The organism is Xenorhabdus yunnanensis (genome assembly GCF_028598805.1).
GTDB lineage: Bacteria > Pseudomonadota > Gammaproteobacteria > Enterobacterales > Enterobacteriaceae > Xenorhabdus > Xenorhabdus yunnanensis.
The window spans coordinates 1-10,475 of sequence record NZ_JAQRFI010000075.1; the positions used below are offsets into that span (position 1 = coordinate 1).

Here is a 10,475-nt window from a genome sequence, read left to right on the forward strand (position 1 = left end):
TTTACATTGGTCAGACTGGCGACGACGGCATCAATACCGGGCGCAACAATGTCACTACCGCCGCCGGGGAGATCATCGGCTTACAGAGCAATTACGGCTGTAGTACTAAGAGGAAATCGAAAAAGGAAAATCGTCACTCTTGGGACGATCCTGCTCTGACTGCAATATAGGTTGCTGGGTAACGTAATACGCCTTAGTGGAGGCTTGAGCCGTATGCAGTGAAAGTTGCACGTACGGTTCTTAGGAGGACGGCACTTGGTAACAGGTGTCGTCTATCCGACAGAAATGAGTTAGCGATAACATATGAATAATCGCCTAAGATTCAAGGTTGCTTTGCTCATATTCCAATGACCAAAGCAGCAGACCGTGTGTGCTCCAATACAACTTATTCGCTCTCAATATTCTGGTAATACACCTGATTAATATAACGTCCGCGCCCGTCACCATGCCCTAAATCCATCGATACCAGTGCCAGCACTTCCCGCTCGCTGAATCCTTGCGCTATATAATGCTCTCCGGATTGCTGAGCAAAATGATAACGCATACTGTGTGGCGCTTTATTGCCGCTCAGTCCTGCATGTCTGGCAATATAGCGGTAACGGTCGATGGCCTGCGTGATCGTGGGTTTATCAATCAATTTGCCACTGCGCCCGGCCTGCTCACGTTCCGCATAGTCAATCGCGTGTTGCAGGGCTTTCCGATCCAATATGACCGTCTGCCGGGTCGTCCGCCTTTGGTGCCGAACACCACCCGCGCGGAGGTATGCCCGTTTTCCAGTGCTTTCTTCCAGGTCGCTAACGATTTATAGGCTTCCACCGCTTCTTTGGTGCGCAGTCCCAGCACATACGCCAGTTGCATCACCGCTGCGACACTCCGGTCTTTTTGCTCCACCTGCTGAAAGATTTCTCTGAATGCGGCTGGTGTCAGCGCTGTTTTCGTTCCCTTGCGGCTCATATCAGCGATACCCAAAGCCTGATTGCTCAGACGGGCATTCGCGGGATTAGCCAGCTTGTGCTTTCCGGCCTGCGCTAAAATGGCTCGCAGCACAGACATCTCATTTTGCAGAGTTCGATGATTAATAGGGTGAGCTTTTCGTTCGGCGATGTAGCGCTCAATATATTTCACCTTCAGGCTATCCATTTGCCGGAGTTTGATGCCATTGTTTTTCAGATAATCAAGGAAGTGCCGGGCAATCCGCTCACGATCCGCCACCGTAACAAAACTCCCGCCCGCCTGTCGGGCATGAGTAATAAATGCTTTTCTGAACTGCTCAACCTTTGAACGTGTCGAGTTCTGCGCCATCCGCACCTTTCCTGTCACTTTTCATTTTTTATGCTTAAACATTCTCTGCGTGTCGGTTCAGGTTCACCGTTCCGTGGTGCGTCAGACAATGTGTAGCAGAGCGAGGTTGTGTTGAGTTATTGCAGGAACTCGCGGCGTGCTCAGCACGGCGATGGCATGCTCCCCGTTCAGTGCCTGATCCAATCAGGATGAACGCCTCATTATCTTGACGTGTCGTATCTCCTTTCTTACTGCATCAGCCTGTTGCAAGGCCCAGACCTGACGATTGTTCGTCAATCAAACAGAATGTCAGCCAATGGCCTATTTTGAGTGGTTTCACTGAGTAATGCGGGGTTCAAATCAGTCGTAAAGCCTGACCAGACGTGCTCTGGACGTTAGCTGCCCGGCGGCGTCACTTGGTAATCGCTGCGCTTTAACACAAGTGACGCCGCGCCGTTTTCGGGACGTTTATCGTGATAAATGCAAAATGTGGATGAATGCTGTACCGATGAAAACGGTATCGATCAGCGTAAGACAGGAATGTTCTGTTCTATTGTGTGGTCAGCCGGTTTCACTGTGAGACCGGGAAACTTTCATCGCCAGACGAGGGTTTAGATGTCCGGCAATATCTGCTTCCAAAAGTGCGCAGATGTACCGCATGACATGCACTCCCTTGCAGGCTACGGGAGTTTTGTTTCGCCGCCCTATGGGTGATCTTTGCAGGCGATAAGATCATTGATAACAATTAAGTACTTTATCGATTGAATTGAGTGGGGTCAAATTTTTGTTTGATGACAGGCTGTGAGGGAATGCGTCATTATTTTCTTGATGAAAACAACTTCACATCGGTTCATAATTTAGGCAAACATGACAAAATGTCCGTAATGACTATACCGCTATAACTACTTAATTGGAGCAACGACAATGTATATACCAAAGAAAATGGAAATGACCGATCAAAACAGCGTGTTGACCTTTATTATCAACAACAGCTTTGGATTATTGATCTCCCCTTCACTAATAGGCACTCATCTTCCTTTTGTTTTTGCCCCTGAAGAAGGAAAGATGGGGGTGTTATATGGGCACGTAGCCAAAGCTAATCAGCACTGGAAAGAATTTGATGACCAGCGAGTATTAGTGGTCTTTACTGGGTCACATGCTTATATTTCACCAACTTGGTATAAAGCACAACATGCTGTTCCCACTTGGAATTATTCAGCAATACATTGCTATGGAGTAGCAGAAATCCTAGGAAACGAAGAGACAAAATTGGTCATGGAAACCCTAGTCAATACCTTTGAACCTAACCTGATAGAAAACAAAGAACTTATGCCAGACTCTTATCTCAATCAGAAAATGCAGGCGATAGTTGGATTCAAAATCTGGCTTGACGAAATTCAGGCTAAAGAAAAGCTCGGACAGCATAGAAGTCAAGATGACCAACGTGGTGTTTATACGGCGTTAGAAAACAGTGCACAGAGTGACAACGTAAAATTGGCTAATTATATGAAAAAGCGTCATATTGGCACTGGCGATTAAGGTGTTCACCAATAGATCTGTGTTACCGTAGACTATTTCACTCTCACCATAGGACTCAGGTAACACGCAAGCCCTGTACTAATCTGAATCACGGCACAAGCGATAAACAGCAGATCTATCCCCCCCCTCGAAATCACATACCCCGAAATAGACAAACCGAAAGGTAAGCCTAATTTAAATATTGTGCCAGTAATACCCATTACTCTTCCCAGATTCTCTTCTTTGACACTTTCTTGACGGTAAGTGTAAACAAGAAGAGCTGTGATTATTTCGAAGAAATTCGCCCAGAAGAAAGCAAAAATCAACATTACAGAATGGTGAAGAAGTAGAATCAAAAGATAGCCAAATGCCTGAATGGTCATAGTAACAATTAACACTAGTCCTAAACCAAATCGGTTTCGTAGGCGAACCGCCAGTAACGAGCCTAGTATCGCGCCTATTCCGCCCGCGGATACCATGTAGCCAATGTTAACAGCGTTCATGGCCAGAGAAGTTTTGGCATAATAGATCGCTTGCAAAGAAAACACCATTGAGCAAGTATTTAATACCATTATAGCCAGAGCCATATGATATAATGAAATATTAGCTTGTAATATCTGCCAACCTTTAACGATAGACGTTCTTATATTTTCGGTAGTTCTGAGTACCTCTTTTTCGTACGGCATTTTGAACAAATAATACCAAGCAATACACAGAAATAATGCTATCCATAGAAAGGTAATATGGGAGGATGAGAATAAAATAATCACACCAGACAGCAAAGGACCAAGTGCTTGGAACAGGCTATTCAGTGAACTCACACTAGAGATAGCTGCACCTTGCAACTTTTTGGGTAATACATGTTTCAGCATTCCCATTCTGGCGTTAAGGTAGCCAAAGTTAAATGCCATCATAAAGAAGGCACAAGGGAATAACACCCACAATGGGTTTGAACTAAACTCGATAGCTAACCAACTAGCCAGCAAACACACAACCTGTCCTGCAATCATCCATTGAGACCAAACTCTACGATCCACTCGATCAATCAAAACTCCGATCACTGCGGCCAAGAGAATATAAGGTAGAAACTCGGCAGCACGCATCCAGCCCATAATTTCCGATGAACGGGTGATATCGTAGATTAATAACGGTAATGCTAGCTCATAAACTTTCCCCCCTAAATGACAAAACAGTGCTCCTGAAAATAACATCCGAAACTGCTTATGTTTCCATATGGCCTTTTCCAAAATGTTCCTCCGCTACACGGTTTCTGTTTTATATAACCACTAAAACCTGATTGTCGTATGTCATTTCAGAGCACCATATCTGGGCAGTGTATAACTATTAAGGGGCAAACATAGAGTTTGTGTTTGGGTATATTGTTCTAAGCTCCAATAACCACCTACAGTCCCAATACCACTTTGTTTAAAACCACCAAATGGACAACGAATATCCCTGATATACGGTGTATTTATACCTATATTACCCGCCTGCATTTTACGGGCAAAAGACAATGCTTTTGAATCGCTTGTACTCCATACTGTTCCTGCAAGGCCAAATTTGGAATCATTAGCTAAAGAGAGAGCATGTTCTTCGTTTTCGGCGATAAAAATTGCTACGACTGGCCCAAAGATCTCTTGTGTAGCCAATGAACTTTGAGGATGCACCCCAGTTAGAACAGCCGGCTCAATGTAAAACCCCCGATAGCAATCCATAGGCACGATCCCACCAGCACACAAACTAGCGCCTTCTTGCTGAGCCTGAGTGATGGCCTTCAGTATGTTTTCTCGGTGACTTGCACTAATCATTGGTCCAATTTCGCTGGTTTCATCAAATGGGTCACCTACACGAATATTCTGAGTTCGCTCAATAAACTGACAGTTAAAAGTTTTAGCTATTGTTTTGTCGACGATGATGCGAGATCCCGCAGTACACACCCGCCCATTGCTGCTGAAAGCAGATATTAATGCGCCGTCTAACGCTGCATCAATATCTGCATCCGCCAACACCACCGTAGGAGATTTCCCCCCTAATTCCAGCAACGAACGCCGCAATGTGCCCGACGAATATCTTAAGACATCTTTTCCAACTTGAGTGCCTCCAACAAAACATAATAAATCAATATCAGTATGTCGAATAAGTGCCTCTCCAGCCGGCTGACCTGCCCCATGTACGATATTAACTACTCCTTCAGGTAGACCGATTTCTGCAATTATTTGACCAAGTAAAGAAACAGTGATTGGTGCCAATTCTGAGGGTTTTAAAACCACAGTGTTACCAGCGATCAGCGCAGCAGCTAAGTTAATTGAAGAAACAGATAATGGACCATTCCATGGTGTCATGATAGCAACGACACCTACAGGAACGTTATGAGTAAAATTAATGTAAGAATTCCCTATTGGAATAGCACTGCCAAAGAAGCGCTTGCCCTCTTCTGCAAAAAAACGAAAGTGTTCTACTGCACGCGGAAGATGACCATGTAAACACATTTTCGATAAGAAACCAGTATCTTCACATTCATACTGAGCAAATAGAGACAAGTTATTTTCTAACACATCTGCAATCATATGCAGGTACGATGCCCTCTCTTCTACCGTCAGTCGTGGCCATGACCCCTGCTCATATGCTATTCTGGCCGCACACACTGCGGAATCAACATCAGTAGACGAAGACACGTTAAATTGGGCAATGCGTTCTTCCGTCGACGGATTGATTGAAAATAATCTATCCCCACTCGTTGCTTTGACATGTCTGCCATTAATAAAGTTAACAATATCTATCATGCTTCCTCCCACTCAATCCGCTAAGCCCATTGCTCTGTTTTGGTTTAATAACTGAACAAATGCCATATGGAATTTATCCACCGCATCTTCAAGAATGTCATACGTATGGCAAGTACTGAGCCAACCATGAGACTTGTGCATGTCGATACCATGCTGAGTAAGGAGTACTTTTAGTTCGTTATAAATAGCTGCATTTTTTTGCGTTATCCAAAACGCATCTTCAGAAGGAGAAATATCTACCCCTTCTTTTTGCGCCCCAATCAATATGTGAAAGATCGATGATTGATGAAACAGTTGTACATCAATGCCAACCTGCTTAGCTTTTTCATTTACTGTATTCACAAACAGCACTGTGTTTTTATTTAGTGTCTCTTGAATAGTTCCATCAGCCACAATGGCCAAAGTGCTCAAGCCAGCACTGGCGGATAATGGATTACCGTTGAACGTACCGGTATGAAGTACCTTAGTATTATGCCCAGCTTCAAAACAGGACATAATCATCTGAGAACCAGCTATTGCGCCACCGGGTAATCCACCACATAGCACTTTAGACAATGTAGTAATATCCGGCATGATGGAAGATAACTGTTGTACACCACCCGGTGCATAGCGAAACCCACTCATCACCTCATCAAAAATTAGTAGGGTATCGTAACGCTGGGTAATATTTCGTAACTCCAGCAAATACTGTCTATCGTATGGAAGAGTACCACTGCTACCTCCCCCCGGCTCTAAGATAACTGCCGCAGTTTTTCCTTCCACTAAAGATTCTTCCACGGCTTCCAGATCGAACGGTGGTACTAATTGAAGGTAATTGGCAGAATCTGGATGCGAGCCAGTTGGCCACCCATCTACAACACCTGAAAGTGCTTCATCATGCCAACCATGGAAATGCCCATCAATTCGCATGATATAAGGTTTACCGGTATAAGCTCGAGCCAAGCGCAATGCCAGTAACGTAGCTTCGGTACCAGATGCACAAAACCTGACCAGTTCAGCACTGGGCACCATTTGAATTATTTTTTCAGCCCATTCCACTAACAAGATGTGATTACCGGAAAGATGCGTGCCACTATTTAACTGAGTAGTAATTGCTTGAATCACGGCAGGATGATTATGACCCAAAATTAACGCTCCATGTCCCATCCAAAAATCTGTGTATTGTCGACCGCTGGTATCCCACTTATAAGCACCATTAGCACGTTTAAATACTATGGGGTGTGCGGAAGCCCAACTATCATGAGTTGTTCCACCCGAAATGGCACGTTTTGCACGCAGTTCCCAATCTTGCATGATTGATGCTACTCCTTGTTATCAGACAATAGGAAGTCAATTACTTGTGGTGCACGCCTCGGTAATTGAGAATCCTCTTTCCCATAGTATTCGAATAGGTACTCGTAATAGAGAATGAAATAATTAACAAGTTGGCGAATAGTGACAAATGTACGCTTTACCTCACGATGAGAAATAATCTCATCATTTGCATAAAGGTTTTCAAAAATAGAAAATTGATGGTCTAACCGAGCATCAATCAAAGCATGTTTAAGAAAAGAACCAAACATACCCTTAGCAAAAGGATATAATTGAATCAACTGGGAATAGTATTCGTTCAAACCAGTTGTGTTGAAACTCTTGCCGTCAGACTGCATTAATGAGAATACTGCGGTGTATACTAAAGAGCTTTCCATTGCCACTTCATTAAGATAATTGATCAGTGCCCGCGTACTTGGTAGTGGAAGGGCCTTTTTCACCAGCATTGCTGGTAAACCATCCTGCATTAGCCCCTGTAGGAAAATTTCCCCATGATCTGCTTCCTCAGCGTAATGAGCTGCGATTTTCTGACGAACATCAATCGATTCGCGGCAATATGCAACTCCAGCAGCCATATATTCATTGGCAGCATCTACATAGTGATAAAATTCAACACCCCAACCTAAAATTTGCCTTTCAGAGCAAGTACCATTGTGCACCTTTTCCCAAAATATTTGGTTATTAATATGCTGCCGCCAAAAAATCACTTCTTGTTTCACTAATTCAACTAACTGATAACCAGTAAGAGATCCTTTATTCTCATTATTTATATCAATTAGCACAGATTCACCACACAGATAATCCAGCAGGCTGATAATATCTTCTGATGCAAAGCATGTTTCCTGTGAAATTATATCAACTGTATTAGTACCATTAAGAAGGTTGAAAATTCCTTGGATCATTTCCGCACTTTTGCCAGAAAAGGTATAATCATTACCGGGTACGCTAAGGATTGCTTCGTGACCTTTTACCATTAAAGTGGCTTGAGGAAGGCATTTAGGTAATGAATCTGGAGTTAATATTCTATCCACTTGATTTGTCATAATAACTCCTGACTTAACGATAATGGAAAGGGTTGATGATCTCATTGAAAGATATATTTCTATAGTGGGCTTGAATATCATGCGTCCATAATTTTAACGTTTCGACCAATATCTCTGCCGACTTGATAGCATCATTGGCTCGTTCTTTTTCCAATGTTGAGATACAAGTACAAACTTTCTCCAACCAATCATTATGCCCGTACTCTTCATCCAAATATGCATGTTCAATTAAAGGCTGGACTATCCCTTTATTTTCTTTATCGTAGTATTGGATAAGAGAATTATAAAACACCATACCCTCTTTACGATCTCCACCTGTAGATTCAAGAAATGCCGAACATGTGGCATAAGAGATAATATCTCTACGACCACATTCACGCATATGATTAATAATGGCGATTGTGCTCGGTAGTGGCTGGTGATTCAGAACTTGTTTTTTGGTAAAACCTAAGCGTTTGAGTGCCTTCATAAAAAACATATGGTGGTTATATTCTTCAATGAAATGTTGAGAAAAAAGAGCTCGAATTTGTTTATTCTCGTTAGCAGTCATAGTGACTAATGAGAGACGTTTAGTCGCTCCCTCGATAAAATAGAAATTTTCTAACAGCCACCCAGCGAAAGCTGATCTAGATAATATCCCAGTAGTTAGATCATGCCAAAAGTCAAGAGTAAACACATCTCTTTTCCATTTAGGGAAAATTTCTCGGCACATTTTTGCAAAATTCTGAGGGTCGACCGTATTACTTGACGGTATGTTTTCCATTTTTACTACATTTGCATCAATTAGATGAAACAATAAATCGCGAATTTCTTTTTCATCGTAATGATATTTTTTAGACAAGGTACCAATCGTATTATTTCCATCCATATCTAACAGCAAATATTTAAGCTGCTGTGGTTTTTCGGTTTCAATAGTGATATCTACATCATTAGCAACTATTTTTATTGCCATTGGTTGTTCGTGAAGTGCAGAAAAATACTTTAGGTATGGACAGCCCATGAACCTTCTCCTCAACTTTCATGCCAAAATATAAAGGCTGCCACCAACAACAACAGCCTTTATATTTACTTTAAGAATTATTTGACCAGAGCGCCTAGAGCACGACGTTCTTCCTGATTGGATTTTTTCTTAACATTAAGTGAAAATTTTTGTGTTTGTTTTTTGGAATCAACAGATTCAACGTTTTGATTATTTTTAATGTTTTGCATAATATTTTCCTATTTATATCAATTAAATTAAATTAAATTAAAATATTAATTAAACAAATAATTAACATTCCGATTACTAAATTAGATCACCAAAACATCAGAGTCAATATCATATTGACAAAAAGTTAGGAACTGTTGATGTTTTGTGTTCATCACTTATTCTGCCCCTTGATACTTTGTTTTTTCCTTCCAATCCATTGATGTCTGCTCGCACCTGTGGCCTTTGTGCCGGCATTATTCACTCTCATTCACGACATCCTCATCTACACCGCTAACCAGCAAGCATTTTATATTCTTGTATTGCGGCAGCTTATGCCCAAAAATGCTTATCTGGAGTTCTCTCTGAAAATGTAGTAATACGTAAGATCTTACGATTAACCTATTATGGCGTGATGAAATCAGGCATATTATTTAACGCAAAAATACTCCTTGCAGTTTAATTACTGAAACGGTATCTAAGTTGGGCTGCTCTCACGTATAGAATAAGGTGTACTCCAAGAATTCAATTTCAAAGTGGACTCTGTTTTCTTATTCTTTAATTTCTAAAGGTATTTTACATTTAATTCCGGTTAATTCTGACAAATCCACATCATTTCCTGTCGTGTGAAAAATTGCTTTACGCCTCTGACTAAATAGATGTTGGCAATGCACACACATATCATTAACATTATTCGGATTTTTAATGGCTTTTAATGTCCTGACAGCATATTTACCACACCGACACCTGACGACATAAATCGCATTACTTTTTCCGTCACTCCGTTGAGACAAAGGACGGACACCTAACACGGTAAAAAAGCCATATTCATAGCCTTGAATCTGTATCAGGATGTTGATTAAATTCGGCTCCCTTTTACTTAAACGTAAATCATATGTCGTTTTGTACGGAATAAAATAGTCAGCGTGTTTTTTATTTTCCCTGCTCTTACCCTTTTCATTGGTATCGTTCATCACTTTTTTTTAATCCATTTTGCAGCACATTCAATGCGTTCTAATTTAACTGTGTTCATGATTAATTCAATAACGAAAAAACTAACCTTAACATTTAAGTCAAATCAGCCAAATCGACTTTCCTCATTGTGACACATTAAAAATGATGAAAATTCATATTCCGAAAAATATGGACATGGCCTACAATTTTACAGAATTATATAAATAAGACACCGAACCAGATAAAAAACTTAACTAACTATTTTTACGAACTATTTATTGCCATGGCAATCAGAACCACCCGCATAGCGGGTGGTTTGCTCTAGCCCTATAAGGGCATGTTACCGACTGCGCCTAAATGACGCTGCTTTCTCTTCGTTCAAGCTAAGTGTCTTTGCTT

The 10,475-nt window shown here is 41.6% G+C and carries 8 protein-coding genes and 1 pseudogene; 1 reads left to right on the top strand and 8 read right to left on the bottom strand.

The annotated features are described in order from the left end of the window. Positions 1–385: 385 nt before the first annotated feature. A pseudogene (locus PSI23_RS19190) lies at positions 386–1,302 on the bottom strand (integrase domain-containing protein). Positions 1,303–2,205: 903 nt separating this feature from the next. Here PSI23_RS19190 and PSI23_RS19195 point away from each other — a divergent pair. Then, positions 2,206–2,820, top strand: a complete 615-nt coding sequence (locus PSI23_RS19195; protein WP_273556583.1) for an FMN-binding negative transcriptional regulator — start codon at positions 2,206–2,208, stop codon at positions 2,818–2,820. Between the two features lie 32 nt (positions 2,821–2,852). On the opposite strand, the gene PSI23_RS19200 is transcribed toward PSI23_RS19195, so the two are convergent. The 7 genes from PSI23_RS19200 to PSI23_RS19230 form a co-directional block, all read right to left on the bottom strand. Further along, the gene (locus tag PSI23_RS19200; protein WP_273556584.1) at positions 2,853–4,046 is read right to left on the bottom strand and encodes an MFS transporter; all 1,194 of its coding nucleotides are present in this window, start codon (positions 4,044–4,046) and stop codon (positions 2,853–2,855) included. A 60-nt stretch (positions 4,047–4,106) separates the two neighbouring features. Then, on the bottom strand, positions 4,107–5,582 hold the full coding sequence (locus PSI23_RS19205) for an aldehyde dehydrogenase family protein (protein WP_273556585.1): 1,476 nt from the start codon (positions 5,580–5,582) through the stop codon (positions 4,107–4,109). A 12-nt stretch (positions 5,583–5,594) separates the two neighbouring features. Beyond that, a complete protein-coding gene (locus PSI23_RS19210; RefSeq protein ID WP_273556586.1) occupies positions 5,595–6,875 on the bottom strand; it encodes an aspartate aminotransferase family protein in 1,281 nt (426 codons plus the stop codon). An 8-nt stretch (positions 6,876–6,883) separates the two neighbouring features. Further along, on the bottom strand, positions 6,884–7,936 hold the full coding sequence (locus PSI23_RS19215) for a thiaminase II/PqqC family protein (RefSeq protein ID WP_273556587.1): 1,053 nt from the start codon (positions 7,934–7,936) through the stop codon (positions 6,884–6,886). Between the two features lie 13 nt (positions 7,937–7,949). Beyond that, positions 7,950–8,936 (bottom strand): thiaminase II/PqqC family protein, encoded by a 987-nt coding sequence (locus PSI23_RS19220; RefSeq protein WP_273556588.1) that lies wholly within the window; start codon positions 8,934–8,936, stop codon positions 7,950–7,952. A gap of 77 nt (positions 8,937–9,013) precedes the next feature. Next, a complete protein-coding gene (locus PSI23_RS19225) occupies positions 9,014–9,145 on the bottom strand; it encodes a hypothetical protein (RefSeq protein WP_273556589.1) in 132 nt (43 codons plus the stop codon). Positions 9,146–9,673: 528 nt separating this feature from the next. After that, positions 9,674–10,096, bottom strand: a complete 423-nt coding sequence (locus tag PSI23_RS19230) for a hypothetical protein (protein WP_273556590.1) — start codon at positions 10,094–10,096, stop codon at positions 9,674–9,676. Positions 10,097–10,475: the final 379 nt, after the last annotated feature.